This is a genomic window from Citrobacter sp. wls714, from assembly GCF_005281025.1.
GTDB lineage: Bacteria > Pseudomonadota > Gammaproteobacteria > Enterobacterales > Enterobacteriaceae > Citrobacter > Citrobacter werkmanii.
Genome location: NZ_SZWZ01000097.1, coordinates 44,481 through 60,578 on the forward strand (window position 1 = coordinate 44,481; position 16,098 = coordinate 60,578).

The 16,098-nt window shown below is 54.9% G+C and carries 14 protein-coding genes; 2 read left to right on the plus strand and 12 right to left on the minus strand.

Annotated features, from left to right (window positions below):
• Positions 1-11: 11 nt before the first annotated feature.
• The 9 genes from FDX11_RS22240 to maeB form a co-directional block, all read right to left on the minus strand.
• The gene (locus FDX11_RS22240) at positions 12-1,415 is read right to left on the minus strand and encodes an aldehyde dehydrogenase family protein (RefSeq protein WP_042306904.1); all 1,404 of its coding nucleotides are present in this window, start codon (positions 1,413-1,415) and stop codon (positions 12-14) included.
• Positions 1,416-1,426: 11 nt separating this feature from the next.
• Entirely contained in the window at positions 1,427-1,714 is a 288-nt protein-coding gene (gene eutN / locus FDX11_RS22245; protein ID WP_003038011.1) for an ethanolamine utilization microcompartment protein EutN, read from the minus strand.
• 114 nt (positions 1,715-1,828) lie between these two features.
• On the minus strand, positions 1,829-2,122 hold the full coding sequence (gene eutM, locus FDX11_RS22250; RefSeq protein ID WP_003835054.1) for an ethanolamine utilization microcompartment protein EutM: 294 nt from the start codon (positions 2,120-2,122) through the stop codon (positions 1,829-1,831).
• 36 nt (positions 2,123-2,158) lie between these two features.
• Positions 2,159-3,175 (minus strand): phosphate acetyltransferase, encoded by a 1,017-nt coding sequence (pta, locus tag FDX11_RS22255; protein WP_042306902.1) that lies wholly within the window; start codon positions 3,173-3,175, stop codon positions 2,159-2,161.
• The gene (gene eutT, locus FDX11_RS22260) at positions 3,172-3,975 is read right to left on the minus strand and encodes an ethanolamine utilization cob(I)yrinic acid a,c-diamide adenosyltransferase EutT (RefSeq protein WP_042306900.1); all 804 of its coding nucleotides are present in this window, start codon (positions 3,973-3,975) and stop codon (positions 3,172-3,174) included. The genes pta and eutT overlap by 4 nt, the downstream gene beginning before the upstream one ends.
• A gap of 9 nt (positions 3,976-3,984) precedes the next feature.
• Positions 3,985-4,689, minus strand: coding sequence for an ethanolamine utilization acetate kinase EutQ (gene eutQ, locus FDX11_RS22265; protein WP_042306897.1), 705 nt, complete (start codon positions 4,687-4,689; stop codon positions 3,985-3,987).
• Complete coding sequence (gene eutP / locus FDX11_RS22270; RefSeq protein ID WP_003037998.1) at positions 4,667-5,146, minus strand: ethanolamine utilization acetate kinase EutP; 480 nt, start codon at positions 5,144-5,146, stop codon at positions 4,667-4,669. Before eutP ends, eutQ begins: the two co-directional genes overlap by 23 nt.
• A gap of 12 nt (positions 5,147-5,158) precedes the next feature.
• Entirely contained in the window at positions 5,159-5,494 is a 336-nt protein-coding gene (gene eutS, locus FDX11_RS22275) for an ethanolamine utilization microcompartment protein EutS (protein WP_003037995.1), read from the minus strand.
• Positions 5,495-5,653: 159 nt separating this feature from the next.
• On the minus strand, positions 5,654-7,933 hold the full coding sequence (gene maeB, locus FDX11_RS22280; RefSeq protein ID WP_061382175.1) for an NADP-dependent oxaloacetate-decarboxylating malate dehydrogenase: 2,280 nt from the start codon (positions 7,931-7,933) through the stop codon (positions 5,654-5,656).
• Positions 7,934-8,212: 279 nt separating this feature from the next.
• Between maeB and tkt the strand changes: the two genes are divergently transcribed.
• On the plus strand, positions 8,213-10,207 hold the full coding sequence (gene tkt, locus FDX11_RS22285; RefSeq protein ID WP_042306890.1) for a transketolase: 1,995 nt from the start codon (positions 8,213-8,215) through the stop codon (positions 10,205-10,207).
• On the opposite strand, the gene FDX11_RS22290 is transcribed toward tkt, so the two are convergent.
• From FDX11_RS22290 to aegA, 3 genes are all read right to left on the minus strand, one after another.
• Positions 10,197-11,240 carry a DUF1176 domain-containing protein gene (locus tag FDX11_RS22290; protein WP_042307205.1) on the minus strand — a complete coding sequence of 348 codons (1,044 nt, stop codon included), beginning with the start codon at positions 11,238-11,240 and terminating at the stop codon, positions 10,197-10,199. The genes tkt and FDX11_RS22290 overlap by 11 nt on opposite strands.
• 123 nt (positions 11,241-11,363) lie before the next feature.
• Positions 11,364-11,939 carry a GDP-mannose pyrophosphatase NudK gene (gene nudK / locus FDX11_RS22295; protein ID WP_006683526.1) on the minus strand — a complete coding sequence of 192 codons (576 nt, stop codon included), beginning with the start codon at positions 11,937-11,939 and terminating at the stop codon, positions 11,364-11,366.
• Between the two features lie 67 nt (positions 11,940-12,006).
• A complete protein-coding gene (gene aegA / locus FDX11_RS22300; protein ID WP_137349338.1) occupies positions 12,007-13,986 on the minus strand; it encodes a formate-dependent uric acid utilization protein AegA in 1,980 nt (659 codons plus the stop codon).
• Between the two features lie 263 nt (positions 13,987-14,249).
• Between aegA and narQ the strand changes: the two genes are divergently transcribed.
• The gene (gene narQ / locus FDX11_RS22305) at positions 14,250-15,947 is read left to right on the plus strand and encodes a nitrate/nitrite two-component system sensor histidine kinase NarQ (protein ID WP_137398546.1); all 1,698 of its coding nucleotides are present in this window, start codon (positions 14,250-14,252) and stop codon (positions 15,945-15,947) included.
• The last annotated feature ends 151 nt before the right edge of the window (positions 15,948-16,098 follow it).

The window sequence follows — 16,098 nt, forward strand, 5'->3', positions numbered from 1 at the left end:
TCTTTTACTCCTTATACAATTCTGAAGGCGTCCACCAACACACAGCGACGCAGACGCACAAACGTACGCGCGCTGGTCACCCCTTCCCCGGTTGGCGTGGTAATGGTCATCGTGGTCCAGCCTTCGCCGCCAAGTCCCAGACCGGCAATACACGGCCCGTTCTTAACGAAAATGCTGGTATCAATGGCGTTCGCCATGCGGTTCATATTGTCGATGTTGCGTGAGTGCATCGCCGCCGTATGGTGGCAGCCGCCTTCAAGCTTGACCGCCAGTTCAATGGCTTCATCGACGTTAGCGACCCGCACGACCGGCAGAACCGGCATCATCAGTTCGGTGACGGCAAACGGATGCGTCGCGGAGGTTTCGACGAATAACAGCCGGGTTTGCTCCGGTACGTTCAGACCAATCGCCGCAGCGATTTTTCCTGCGTCGCGCCCTACCCAGTCACGACTGACCGTGCCTTTACCGCGCTCATCGATATTTTTCAGCAGCACTGGTTGCAGCTGTTCAGCCTGGGCCGCGGTCAATTTCACCGCATGCTGGCTTTCCATCAGACGCATCAGCTCATCGGCGACGCTGTCGACCACAATCAGCACTTTTTCGTCGGCGCAGATAATGTTGTTGTCAAACGACGCGCCTTTGACGATCGACTGCGCCGCGCGTGCCAGGTCGGCCGTTTCATCCACCACCACCGGCGGGTTACCCGCACCGGCAGCAATCAAACGTTTGTTGGTGTGTTTACGCGCGGCATCCACTACGGCTTCGCCACCGGTGACGACCAGCAGGCCGATGCCTGGGTACTTGAACAGACGCTGGGCGGTTTCGATATCCGGATTGGCAACGGTGACCAGCAGGTTTGCCGGACCGCCTGCAGCGACCACCGCCTGGTTAAGCAGGGTGATGGCGCGCTGAGAAACTTTTTTCGCCGCCGGATGCGGCGCGAAGACCACGCTGTTGCCAGCTGCGATCAGGCTAATGGCATTGTTAATAACGGTTGCGGCCGGGTTGGTGGACGGTGTCACCGAGGCCACCACGCCCCACGGCGCATTTTCAATCAGCGTCAGGCCGTTATCGCCGGTCAGGACCTGTGGAGACAGACATTCCACTCCCGGCGTGCCGCGTGCCTGCGCCACGTTTTTGGCAAATTTATCCTCAACGCGTCCCATGCCGGTTTCTGTGACGGCAAGTTCCGCTAATTCTCTGGCGTGCTTTTCGCCCGCCTCACGTAGCGCCGTGATAGCCAGTTGGCGCATGGCAACGCTTTTCAGCCCTTGCTGGGCCAGTTTTGCTGCCGCCACTGCGTCATCCAGGGAGGCAAAAACGCCCATTTCTTGAACGGCACTGACGGGTTGGCTGCTGTCTTTCATTTTCAGCAGTACCGCTTTCACGACCTGTTCAATATCCTGTTGATTCATGATTTTCTGCCTTATTTATGGAAGATCACCTGACCACCTGCCACCACTTCATCGACAATGCCAATCACGCACAGATCGACAGGTGATGATTCGTTACGGTGCGCCTGACGGGCTGAGCTTCCGCTGACCAGCAGCACCCACTCTCCGGTTCCCGCCCCGATGCTGTCGATAGCAACAGCACATTGCCCGTCGGGGTTACCCTGGGCATCAATCATTTCCACCATCAGCAACTTGTCGTGCGCGAGCCCCTGATGGCGTACGGTACAAACAATTTGTCCTGTGACGATTGCCAGTTTCATACGCGCCTCCGTGGCATATTTCAGGTAAAACCTCCCCCTACCCTCCGCAGAAGGTAATGTGAAAAGGAGAGAGGGTGACGCCAGCAATACAGTCTGTGGCGTCACATGGACGACTTACATGTCGTTGCTGTCGCCTTTAAAGCTGATCGGGAATACTTCCTCCAGATCGCCATGCGGACGCGGGATCACATGTACGGAAACCAGCTCGCCAATACGCTGTGCAGCCGCAGCACCTGCGTCCGTTGCGGCTTTGCATGCCGCTACGTCGCCACGGACCATGGCAGTGACCAGACCGCCACCGATCTGCTTCACGCCAACCAGTTTCACGCGTGCCGCTTTAACCATTGCGTCAGAAGCCTCAATCAGTGCAACCAGGCCCCGGGTTTCAATCATTCCTAATGCTTCCATTGTGTTTTCCTCTCATTAAGGGGTCCAGAACGGGACCTAAACAACCAGTGTTTGTGAGGCGTTTTCACGACTCACGTCAGTCTGGCGCGGCACTGCTGCCACCAACGCCAGTTCGATAATTTCCTGTACGCTACAGCCGCGAGAGAGGTCATGAAGCGGTGCGGCAAGCCCCTGGATCAGTGGCCCGACTGCACGATACCCTCCCAAACGCTGGGCGATTTTGTAACCAATATTGCCTGCTTCAAGCGATGGGAAGACCATCACATTGGCATTACCCTTTAACGGACTTGCAGGCGCTTTTTGCGCGGCGACATCCGGAACAAAGGCGGCATCAAATTGCAGTTCGCCATCCACGATAAGCTGCGGCGCACGTTCACGAACGATCTCGGTCGCCTGCTGCACGTTAGCGACGTTGGGGTGACGGGCACTGCCATTACTTGAAAACGACAGCATGGCCACGCGCGGCTCTTCACCGGTAATTGCCTGCCAGGTCTGCGCGCTGGCAATCGCAATATCCGCCAGCTGTGCAGCGGTGGGCTGGGGTACGACGCTGCAATCGGCAAAGCCTAATGACGGTCCGAGATACTGCGGCAGCATCAGAAAAATCGACGACAGCGTTTTACAGCCCGGCTGTAGCCCAATAATGCGTAACCCGGCGCGCAGCACGTTTGCTGTTGACGACAGATTGCCGGCAATACAGACGTCAGCTTCTCGCGCGCTGACCATTGCCGCAGCGAACATCAGCGGATCATTGAGCTTTTCCAGCGCATCGGCTGGCGTTTTATCTCCCGCGCGGGTCAGCCAGCGCAGCGCAAACTCTTCGCGCATTGCCAGATTGCTTTGCGGATCGATAACCTGGATACCATCCATCGCCACCCGATGGCTGAGAGCAAACTGGCGCAAAGCAAATGGGCTGGCGACAAGAATGGGGCGTGCCAGACCGTGCTGATGCAGATAATTCGCGGCTTTCAGCACCCGGACATCCAGCGCATCCGGGAACACCACCCGAGCAGGGGCTTGCTGGGCGAGTTGACGAGCACGTTCGATGATCATGGCTTCTCCCCCAGTCGTTGTTGAATTTGGCTAACCGTCAGCGGATGTTTCGCCACGCTCAGAATCATCATCACGTAGACCGTACTGGAAAGGCGATTGAGCGCCTGCATGATGTCCGGTCGTATAACTTCAAAACTGCGGGTAATGAAGACCTGAGCCGCCACCGTCTCCGTTTCACGGACTTTGGTACGCAGCAGATTCAGCAGCGCGCAATCACGTCCGTGGCTGGCCTCAGGCACCAGATGATCGTGATCCAGATAGCGCAGCGGATGATGTGAAAGCCGGTGTAAATCTTCGTCGCTCAAACCGACGATAGCTTGTGCGGCCAGCGGCTCATCCATAGCGTCGGCACGCATAATATTGCCCAGACGCGAACGGATATCCGCCAGCCACGGCTGCCACGGTTCCGCCAGCTCGATCTGCAACCACACGGCCAGCGCGATGGTGCTGTCCAGCGCGGCGCGAAATCCCAGACGTGGATCACTTTTGGCCACCATCTTGTCAGCCGTCAGATGCGTCAGCGTGTCTGGTTTCTTCGCCACCGGTTGATGACACAGTTCGCAGCTGGCCTGTGGATGGGTATCGCTGCTGGTTAAACCATGCACCGGCTGCGGCTGCTGTTGTTCGTCATCAATAAACAGGCTGCCCTGCTCGTCGATAAACTTAATGCGCAGATGTCGGCTTTCCAGTAATTCCCGGGCAGACGGCGTCAGGCGAGCATCAGCGGGGAGATGAATTTCAGCCCCCTCGCTGAGCGTATGATTCGCTCTGAGCCATGCTTCGGTAATGAAATCCTTCATACATCCGCCTTAGCAGGACTGCCAGTTCGCAGGCCAGGCCACATACAGAAACTTCACCGTCGATGGCGTACCAAATTCAATGCTGGAGCCTTTCGGGATAAACATGACGTCCCCGGCTTTAGCAATCATGGTTTCACCTTCGTGGCGAACGTGCAGCTCGCCTTCCAGAATCATGTCGATTTCGTCGTAGTTCAGCGTCCATGGGAAAAAGGCGTTATCCCACTGCATGAACCCGGCGGCCATGCTGCTACCGTCCTGGTCGGTCACCAGATCGGTTAAGCCAACGCAGTGTGGTTGTGCGCCGTCAAAACGCCCAAACTTCACGCTGCTACCGTCGATGACTTTGACGCCGCCTTTGCCGGTGACCGATTTAAAGCTCGGCTGCATTCCGCCCTGCTCCAGCGACTGTTTCTCCTTCATGACTTTGTCCATCAGCTGCGCGACCAGGCTTTCGGTAAATTGTCCTTCGGGCAATTGCGCAATGATGGTTTCACGAATGCGCTGGCTCTCCGTTTTGCCATCATCCACCGCAGCCGGTGCAACAGCGGCGGCAGTTGGCGCGGATTCGTCGCATTCACGGATAGTGACACCCAGCAGCTCCGCCACTTCGCGTGCCTCCGGGGTGATGATGCTGGCGCGCAGAACAACCGACATTTCCTGTTCGCCGCGTGCGTGGGCCGCACGAATATCGTTAGCTGTGATGAGTTTTTTCACCTGCCCTTTCCTCCTTTTGGCTGAGCTCAGTCAGATAATCCACCAGGTGCTGCACGCTGCGCGGGTCATGGCTATTGAGCTCGAAAATCGGCTCCTGAAACCCCATCCCGCGAAGTAGTTGTCGCGTTGCGGCGACGTCGGCATCCGGCATGTCCGTTTTGCTGATAACGGCGATTTGTCGTTTACTGGCGCCGATATCCAACAGCCCGGCAGGTAAGCGACTTTCTTTATCATTTGCCGCGTGTATATAAATCAACGTATCGACATCCTGCAGCGTGGTAATTAAGGCGTGGTACCAGCGCGGATGGCTAAAATATTCTCCTGGCGTATCGATATCGCCATTTTCATTAAACTCAACGGCCTGTGTTTTTCTGGCGAGGGAATAATTCCCCTGTAGCGCATTAAAGAGCGTTGTTTTCCCCGCGCCCACCGTACCGACAAACGCAATACGTTTCATCGCCGCCTCTGATTAACTTTTTGTCAGGTTGCACAACGTGAAATTTAATAACCGACCCAGACCGCTCACCGTCTGTAATAACGCTTCTTCTACCGCGCCTACCGAGCCATAAATCACCAGTGCCCCGCTGAATCTATCGAGAAAGCCAATATGTACATCCGCCGCTTTCATGGCTAAATCACCGGCTATCATCGCGGTTTCGCCTGGCGTCAGCGTCATAATGCCGATAGCGCCCGCTTCGGGAACGCCGATCTTTTTCGCCAGTTCTTCGCCTGGGTGCGCAATGAGATGCGCCAGCGTGACCTGTTTCCCCGGCACAAATTCCTGAATGATGCGTTCTTTTTCCATTGCTCACCGCCTCCGCTAAAACTGCCCTCATCGTGGCAATTTTTTGTCAGAGTAAATAACAAAATTCGGCAACCAGGTTTAAAAGGTGAAGTGGATCACTAAGAAAAGGAAAATAAAAAGGCGCGGGAGGTACCCGCGCCAGAAATAATTAAAGTGAAATTACAGCGGCTGTGTTTGAGCTTCTACAACGGCCAGCGCCACCATATTAACGATACGACGAACAGAGGCGATCTGCGTTAATACGTGAACCGGTTTCGCTACCCCCATCAGCACTGGGCCGACCGTTACGCCTTCGGAGCTGGAAACACGTAGTAAGTTGTAACTAATACGAGCAGCCTCCATATTCGGCATCACCAGAATATTCGCTGAGCCTTTCAACGGGCTGTCCGGCATACGGTCATTACGGATACTTTCCACCAGCGCGGCATCACCGTGCATTTCACCGTCAATCATCAATTCTGGCGCACGCGCCTTAATCAGCGCCAGCGCTTCACGCATTTTGCTGGCCGACGGACAGTTTGATGAGCCAAAGTTGGAATGCGACAGTAATGCCACCTTCGGTTCAATACCAAAGCGACGTACGGTTTCTGCCGCCATCACGGCGATTTCAGCCAGTTGCTCCGGCGTAGGGTCATCGTTGACGTAGGTGTCGGCGATAAAGGTGTTACCGCTTGGCAGCAGCAAAGCGTTCATCGCTCCGGCCGTATGCACGCCTTCGCGGTAACCAAACACCTCTTTAACTACGCTGAAGTGCTCATGATAGTCGCCAATCGTACCGCAGATCATCGCATCCGCTTCACCGCGCTGCACCATGATCGCACCGATCACCGTGGTGTTGGCAATCACCGCACGCTGCGCCTGCTCCTGGGTAATACCACGGCGCTTCATGATCTGGTAGTACTCGCTCCAGTACTCTTTAAAGCGCGGATCGGACTCATTGTTAACGATTTCAAAATCGACGCCGGCTTTGATCTGCAGCCCCAGTTTCTGGATACGCATTTCGATCACGCTCGGACGACCAATCAGGATCGGCTTCGCCAGACCTAAGGTGATCAGCTCCTGAGTCGCATGCAGCACACGCACCTCTTCCCCTTCCGTCAGCACCACGCGCTTCGGCGCTTTACGTGCCTGGGAGAAAATCGGCTTCATGAACAGGTTGGTTTTGTAGACAAATTCGGTCAGCTTATCGATATAAGCGTCAAAGTCAGCAATCGGACGCGTCGCCACACCGGAGTCCATCGCCGCTTTTGCTACCGCTGGGGCGATTTTGACGATCAGACGTGGGTCGAACGGTTTCGGAATGATGTATTCCGGGCCAAAGCTCAGATCCTGGTCGCCATAGGCAGAGGCCACCACCTCGCTCTGCTCGGCGTGCGCCAGCTCAGCAATCGCGTGTACTGCAGCCAGTTTCATCTCTTCGTTGATGGCGGTAGCGCCGACATCCAGCGCGCCGCGGAAAATGAACGGGAAGCACAGGACGTTGTTAACCTGGTTCGGGTAGTCAGAACGACCGGTGCAAATGATGGCGTCGGAACGCACCTCTTTTGCCAGCGGCGGCAGGATTTCCGGTTCCGGGTTGGCGAGTGCCAGGATCATTGGCGCTCGCGCCATCTTCTTGACCATTTCCTGGGTCAGCACTTTCGGGCCAGAACAGCCGAGGAAAATGTCTGCGCCGTCAATCACATCATCCAGCGTACGTTTACCATCATCCACTACCGCGTAAGCCGCTTTGGTCTCCGCCATGTTCGGTTCGCGGTCTTTGTAAATCACGCCTTTGGAGTCGCAGACCACAATATTGTGTTTCTGCATCCCCAGCGCCACCAGCAGGTTCATACAGGCAATCGCCGCCGCACCTGCGCCGGACACCACCATGCGTACGTCAGAGATGTTCTTCTCCACCACCCGCAGACCGTTCAGAATTGCGGCGGTGCTGATGATCGCCGTGCCGTGCTGATCATCATGGAATACCGGAATATTCATGCGCTCGCGCAGTTTTTGCTCAATGTAGAAGCACTCCGGCGCTTTGATATCTTCGAGGTTGATGCCGCCAAATGTTGGCTCCAGAGCCGCCACGACATTGATAAATTTATCCGGATCGAGCTCATCCACTTCGATATCGAACACGTCAATCCCGGCGAATTTCTTAAACAGAACGCCTTTACCTTCCATCACCGGTTTGCCAGCCAGTGCGCCGATATTGCCCAGGCCCAGCACCGCGGTACCGTTGGAGATAACCGCAACCAGGTTGCCGCGCGCGGTGTATTTATAGGCCGCCAGCGGGTCCTTTTCAATTTCCAGACACGGCGCTGCAACGCCTGGCGAGTAGGCCAGAGCAAGATCGCGCTGTGTTGCAAGAGGCTTGGTCGGAGAAACCTGAATTTTACCTGGTACTGGAAATTCGTGGAAATCGAGGGCGCTTTGTTTTAACTGGTCATCCATCTTGTTGTTCCTTTCACGTGTCGATCAAAAAAGTGGCGCGGGTAACCATGCTACGAGCCGCACATTATCACCTCAGTCAGCGGCCCAAACTTTGAAGGTCCCCAAACTCTCGCCATTCAAAGAAAGAATTTGTTATCAACTTATAACAGCCATGTTACCTGCTTAATCCAGCAATGCCATGCTTGTCTGCTATGCTTTTTGCGTGTGCAGCCCGCAATTTTCCCAAAAGTGTGAATTAACACACGCATCTAACGCTTTACTTTTCAAGGAGTATTTCCTATGACCCGTAAAGAGCTTGCCAATGCCATTCGTGCGCTAAGTATGGATGCCGTACAAAAAGCTAACTCAGGCCACCCCGGCGCACCAATGGGTATGGCCGATATCGCCGAAGTACTGTGGAATGATTTCCTCCGCCATAACCCGACCGATCCCACCTGGTACGATCGTGACCGGTTTATTCTGTCCAATGGTCACGCTTCAATGCTGCTTTACAGTCTGCTGCATCTTTCCGGCTACGATTTGCCGTTAGAGGAGTTGAAGAACTTCCGCCAACTGCATTCGAAGACGCCAGGGCATCCGGAAATCGGCTACACGCCGGGCGTGGAAACCACCACCGGCCCGCTGGGTCAGGGTTTAGCCAACGCGGTTGGCCTGGCGATTGCCGAACGCACGCTGGCTGCGCAATTTAACCAGCCGGATCATGAGATTGTTAACCACTATACTTGGGTGTTTATGGGCGACGGCTGCCTGATGGAGGGGATTTCCCACGAGGTTTGTTCCCTGGCGGGAACCCTGGGACTGGGCAAACTGATCGGCTTCTACGATCACAACGGCATCTCGATTGATGGCGAAACCGACGGCTGGTTTACCGACGATACCGCAAAACGCTTTGAGGCCTATCACTGGCATGTGGTGCATGAGATTGATGGTCATGATCCTGAGGCGGTGAAAAAAGCGATTCAGGAAGCGCAGGCTGTTACCGATAAGCCATCGCTGATTATCTGCCGCACGGTGATTGGTTTTGGCTCACCGAATAAAGCCGGGAAAGAAGAAGCGCACGGCGCCGCGCTGGGTGAAGAAGAAGTGGCGCTAACCCGACAGAAGCTGGGGTGGCACCATCCTGCTTTTGAGATCCCCAAAGAGATTTACCGGGCGTGGGATGCACGGGAAAAAGGCGAAAAAGCGCAACAGGCCTGGAATGAGAAATTCGCGGCGTATCAACAAGCACACCCGGAGCTGGCGGCTGAATTTACCCGTCGAATGAGCGGCGGGCTACCGGAACAGTGGGAAGAAACAACCCAGAAGTACATTACCGACTTACAGGCAAATCCGGCCAAAATCGCCACCCGTAAGGCCTCGCAAAATACCCTGAACGCCTACGGGCCGATTCTGCCTGAGCTGCTTGGCGGCTCGGCGGATCTGGCGCCGAGCAACCTGACCATTTGGAAAGGATCTACGTCGCTTAAAGAGGATCCAGCCGGAAATTACATCCACTATGGCGTGCGGGAGTTTGGCATGACCGCGATTGCTAACGGTATCGCCCATCACGGTGGCTTTGTGCCTTACACCGCCACGTTCCTGATGTTTGTCGAATATGCCCGTAATGCCGCGCGCATGGCGGCGCTGATGAAGGCCAGACAAATCATGGTTTATACCCACGACTCGATTGGTCTGGGGGAGGATGGTCCTACGCACCAGGCCGTTGAACAGCTCGCCAGCCTGCGTCTGACACCTAATTTCAGCACCTGGCGACCGTGCGATCAGGTTGAGGCGGCAGTAGGCTGGAAGCTGGCGGTCGAACGCCATGACGGGCCAACGGCGCTAATCCTCTCCAGACAAAATCTGGCGCAGGTTGAGCGTACGCCTGAACAGGTGCAGCAGATTGCCCGCGGGGGATATGTGCTGAAGGACAACGGCGGTAAACCGGATATTATTTTGATTGCTACCGGTTCAGAAATGGAAATCACGCTGCTGGCAGCGGAAAAACTGACCGGTGAAGGCCGTAACGTGCGCGTGGTTTCTCTGCCCTCAACCGATATTTTTGACGCTCAGGATGAGGCGTACCGGGAATCTGTCTTACCGATAAACGTCAGCGCGCGCGTGGCGGTGGAAGCAGGCATTGCCGATTACTGGTACAAATATGTCGGTCTAAAAGGGGCAATTGTCGGCATGACCGGTTATGGAGAATCGGCTCCGGCAGATAAGTTGTTCCCGTTCTTCGGCTTTACGGTGGATAACATCGTGGCCAAAGCGCATAAAGTGCTTAACGCGTGATCCACAATGTGGGCCAGGCATCTGGCCCATGCCAGTTATCGCAACTTGGTTCCTGGGCATAACGCGCCAGGCGAAACCGCTGTCCATCATAGCGCCAGCGCGTCTGGATACCGCAATCTGCCATCCCTCGTCCTTTGGCGAGGGTAACCAGTTCTCGCGACTTCTCGTCAAATGTGGCGTTGGTCAGCTCCATATCCCGACTTTCGGCATCCGTTTTAAATGGCAGACTCAAACGTACGGCACTGGAAGTTAACGGTTTTGCGCGCGAAACAATCCACGCCAGATCGATAGTGTTATACGCCCCGGCTTCACAGCCGATCATCAGTAGCGCTTTATCATCCGTCAGGGCCGTGACGCGCATCTCGCGACGCAGTGGATCGATCGAGCAGCGAATACCATTGATGCGCCAGTTACCATAATCCAGCAGCTCACTGCGCTCTTGTTGTGTTAAGGGCGTTGGCGTTGGGTTAATGACAGCCACACCTTTCAGGGCCGGGGCTGGCGGTACGCTGAGCGGCGGCTCATCACCTTTTTCGATCCAGGCGGTTTCGCTCCCCACGCGTTTTTGCTGGGCATCGATAAACAGCAATGCTGCTTTTAATCCGATCAGTGAAAGATTTTGCGCGCCTTTTTGCAGGGTTATTGCCTTCGCGTCCTGTACAGTTTGTAAAAATGCGCTAATAGTTGCCGGATCATCGGTCATCAGTTGCCAGGGCGTAATACGCCAGTGCTCACCGCTAAGCGCAAGCGAGTCGCCATCCAGCAACAGACGCGACGCAATTTCGCTCTCTTTAACATGGGAAGGCTCCAGCCCTCCCAGTTCAATACGCAACACGGCATCGGTGTGCGCCCCGGCGCTGCGGCTGAGGGTCATGACCAGGCCGTGATGTTCTCCGGTATTGCGCGCCACGCAAAAATTCTGGTTGTTACACGTCACCTGCCAATCAGAAAAAGCCTGCTGCGCGGGCGCGGCCCACAGCAAACGAACGGGTAGCAGCCCGAGCAGGAAAAAGAAAATGACGCGATAGCGCATGGACGGTACAACCCCGAAATCAAAACACACAGCCTAAGCGGTATCTTCCTTGCGCGACTGATGTGGCTCAATAAGAATCGTCGGATTGGCCGTCTATTTGTAAAGAAATATTAATACTGAAGGTTAATCCATCAGGTGCGACGACTGCAGGTAATTCAACAACAGCACCGTTTTGCCGTCACGGATCTCACCCGTTTTAATCATTTCCAGTGCCTGCGTGAACGGTAGCTCCAGAACCTCAATATCTTCATCTTCAACACCGCCGCCTGCGTTTGCCCGTTGACTGTCGCTGTATTGCGCGATAAAGAAATGGATCAGCTCCGTTACGCCGCCCGGAGACATGTAGAGTTCGAACAGTTTACGCACTTCACCCACTTCATAGCCGGTCTCTTCAATCGCCTCTTTACGAATACACGCTTCCGGTTCGTCGTTATCCAGTAGCCCGGCGCAGGTTTCAATCAGTTGGCCGTCTTCGTTACCGTTGACCCAGGTCGCGACGCGGAACTGACGGATGAGCACCACGGTTTTTTTCTCAGCGTTATACAACAGAATAGTCGCACCGTTGCCGCGATCGTAAACCTCGCGTTTGTGACGAATCACCTCCCCATTACTTCGGGTCAGGTCATAGGTGATATTGCGCAGGATGAAGTAGTTATCAGAAAGGACTTTATCTTTGATGAGGGTAATTTTTTGCGACATACCGGCTCCACGGCGAGAAGTGAAAAATAATACTACGCCGTGAAACCGGGTTTGTCTTGACCTTCGGCTAGTGAGATTTGACTGATTTTACGCCCAGCCAGTCAACGATCCCTTGGGCAGCATGCCGCCCTTCGGCCATCGCCGTGACCACCAGGTCCGCACCGCGTACCGCATCTCCGCCGGCAAAAATTTTCGGATTACTGGTTTGATAACGGTACGCGCTCTCAACGTTGGCGGCAATCCGTCCCCAGTTATCGACCTTAACGCCATGCGTCTCCAGCCACGGCATACCGTGCGGGTGGAAACCAAACGCCATGATCACCGCGTCTGCGGGCATAACAAACTCACTCCCGGCGATCGGCACCGGACGTCGACGCCCATTCGCGTCCGGCTCGCCAAGCTGGGTACGTAAGAAACGCACGCCGCTGACTCGTCCATCGGCATTCAACACCAGTTCAACCGGCTGGACGTTAAACTCAAAGTTCGCCCCCTCTTCACGCGCGTTTTTTACCTCTTTTTTCGAACCCGGCATGTTGGCTTCATCACGACGATAGGCGCAGGTTACCTGACTTGCGCCGTGACGCAGCGCAGTGCGAACGCAGTCCATTGCCGTATCGCCTCCGCCCAGGACAACCACATTCAACCCGGCGGTATCAATAAACGGTTCTTCAGGCAGTTCATCCAGCCCCATCACCTGTTTCGTGTTGGCAATCAGGAACGGCAGCGCATCATAAACACCAGGCGCGTCTTCATTCGGCAGGTCCGCCTTCATGGAACGATAGGTCCCCACGCCCACAAACACGGCATCGTACTCTTCCAGCAGCGTCGCCAGCGCCACATCCTTGCCCACTTCGCAGTTAAGTTCGAAATGAATACCCATGGCGCTGAAGATTTCACGGCGACGCGCCAGCAGCGTTTTGTCGAGCTTGAAGGCCGGTATGCCAAACGTCAGCAAACCGCCGATTTCAGGATGGCGATCGTACACGGTGGCGCTAACGCCGTTTCGCGCTAACACATCCGCACAGGCCAGGCCCGCCGGACCCGCGCCGATAATCGCGACGCGCTTATCCACTTTCTGTACGTGGCTTAAGTCCGGTCGCCAACCTTTACTCAGCGCCCGATCAGAAATATAACGCTCAATATTACCGATAGTCACCGCGCCATGCTCGTTACGCACCGTACATGCCCCTTCGCAGAGCCGATCCTGGGGACACACGCGCCCGGTCACTTCCGGCAGACAGTTGGTCTGATGAGAAAGCTCAACCGCCGCGTCAATGTTCCCGGCTTTGACCAGTTCTATCCACTGCGGAATATGGTTATGCAGTGGGCAGGTCCATTCGCAAATACTGTGGTCGCCGCATTTCAGACAGCGGGATGCTTCCCGTTCCGCCTGCGCCGTACGAAACGGCAGATAGATCTCTTCAAAGCTGGTTTTACGGGCTTCAATCGCCAGCTTGTCCGGCTCACCACGCGCAGGCGTCGCCTGCATTTGCTCACGTTTGGTGATGGCAACCTGAACAAAATCGGTAGCGCTACTGTGCCAGGGCTGACTCTCCAGACTGGCTGTACGCAGTCTGCGCGCTTTTGACAGACCGGTAAGCGCGTTTTCCGTCACCAACTGTAACGCCTGTGCCGGACAGTTTTCCACGCAGGCGGGCCCCTCTTCACGCCCCTGACATAAGTCGCATTTATGCGCTGTCGCTTTCACCTTTCCTTTAGCCACGGGAGTGAGTACGATCTGCATCGTGCCAAAGGGACAAGCCACGACGCACGATTTGCAGCCAATACATTTTTGCGGGTTCACCTGCACGCTGTCGTTTTCATGGCTGATTGCCCCATTTGGGCAACTTCTGGCGCAGGGCGCATCTTCACAGTGGTGGCAGGTCACCGCACTGCGTTGTTGCTGATGCTTGATGACGGTAATTCGGGGCTGAAAATGCCGCGGGCTCAGGACATGCTGCTCGCCATTGTGAGCCATGACGCAGGCGACCTCACAGGCATGGCAACCCAGGCACTGCTGGCTATTGACCATAATAAAACGATTCATGGCTTCCTTCTTTTTTGGTTGCAAAAACCTTATTCTTTATATGACTGTTGTTATTAACCGACACGGAAGGAAGCGGCAATGTTCATTTGCCCAGGAAGCACAACTATTTATCCAGAACCTGTGGCAGATCAATTTATTTCATCGCATATGAAATTGTGTTTCAGTTACCATCCAGTTTCATGGCGTTTTATTAACATTTATCAACTACACCGCATCGTTCGGGCTGAATCAAGGCGCGACGTGTAGTGTGTGAGGATGCACAAGTGACGGTAAAGCGTCCGGTCTCGGCCAGTCTGGCCAAGGCTTTTTTCTACATCGTGCTGTTGTCGATTCTCTCAACGGGTATTGCGCTGCTCACGCTGACCAGCAGCTTGCGGGATGCTGAAGCCATCAACGTTGCTGGCTCATTGCGCATGCAAAGCTACCGTCTGGGTTACGATCTGCAAAGCCAAAGCCCGCAGCTCAACGCTCACCGCCAACTTTTCCAGCAGGCGCTAAACTCGTCGGCATTGCAAAATCTGAATGCGTGGTATGTACCGCAAGCGGTGAAAAGTCGCTATGGACGACTGCATGCAAACTGGCTGGAAATGAACGCCCGTCTGATCGATGGCGATTTAAAATGGTACCAGGCTAATATCAACAACTATGTCGATCAAATCGATCTCTTCGTACTGGCGCTGCAACATTACGCCGAACGCAAAGTGATGCTGGTTTTTGGTATTTCGCTGGCTGGCGGGATCGGCATATTCACTTTGGTTTTCTTTACCCTGCGGCGCATTCGCCAGCAGGTGGTGCGGCCGCTAAATAAGCTGGTAATGGCCAGCCAGCACATTGAGCACGGTCAGTTTGATATCCCACCGCTGGATACCGGTTTACCCAACGAACTGGGGCTGCTGGGCAAGACCTTTAGCCAGATGTCGAGTGAGTTGCACAAGCTGTACCGCTCGCTGGAAGCCTCGGTCGCAGAGAAAACCCACGATCTCCACGAAGCTAATCGCCGCCTGGAGGTGCTGTATCAGTGCTCTCAGGCGCTCAACACCAGCCAGATTGATGTGTACTGCTTCCGCCATATTTTACAGATTGTCCGCGAACATGACGCCGCGTATTTCCTGGAGCTTACCGTCGGTGATAACTGGCGGATTAGCGAAGGGACCAAAAGCCCCGAGCTGCCAATGCAAATCCTGCCGGTCACGATGCAGGAAACCGTCTACGGCGAACTGCACTGGCAAAGTCCAAACGTCAATGCCTCGACCCCGCTGCTCAACAGCGTATCATCAATGCTGGGACGCGGGTTGTACTTCAACCAGGCGCAAAAACATTTTCAGCAGCTGTTATTAATGGAAGAGCGCGCGACCATTGCACGCGAACTGCATGACTCGCTGGCGCAGGTGCTCTCTTATTTACGCATTCAGCTCACGCTGCTGAAGCGCTCGATTCCAGAGGATAACGCTCCGGCGCAAAGCATTATGGCGGATTTCTCTCAGGCGCTGAATGATGCTTATCGTCAATTGCGCGACCTGCTGACCACCTTCCGTCTGACCTTACAGCAGGCCGATTTACCCTCCGCCCTGCATGAAATGCTGGAAACGCTGCAAAATCAGACCACAGCTAAACTCACACTCGATTGTCGGTTACCTACGCTGGCGCTGGATGCGCAAATGCAGGTGCATCTGTTGCAAATTGTTCGTGAAGCGGTGCTGAACGCGATTAAGCATGCTAACGCAACCGAAATTGCCGTCAGTTGCGTCACCGCGCCGGATGGCAATCATACGGTTTATGTCCGCGATAACGGCATCGGCATTGGCGAACCGCATGAGCCTACCGGGCACTATGGATTAAATATTATGCGTGAGCGAGCGGAAAGGCTGAGTGGCACGCTGACCTTCTCGCAGCCCTCCGGCGGGGGTACGCTGGTAAGCATCAGTTTTCGTTCGGCTGACTCCGACAGTGGGCTAACGTAAAGAACCGCAAAGCGCTTGTAGGCCTGGATCCAGGCCTGACGGCGCTGGCACAAAAGGTATGCTGTAAACGGGCATGATAATTTACATTATCTTCTTTTTTTCTCCACGTTTGGCTCGTACCTTGCCGCTAAAGTGAAGCAAGTCATACCCA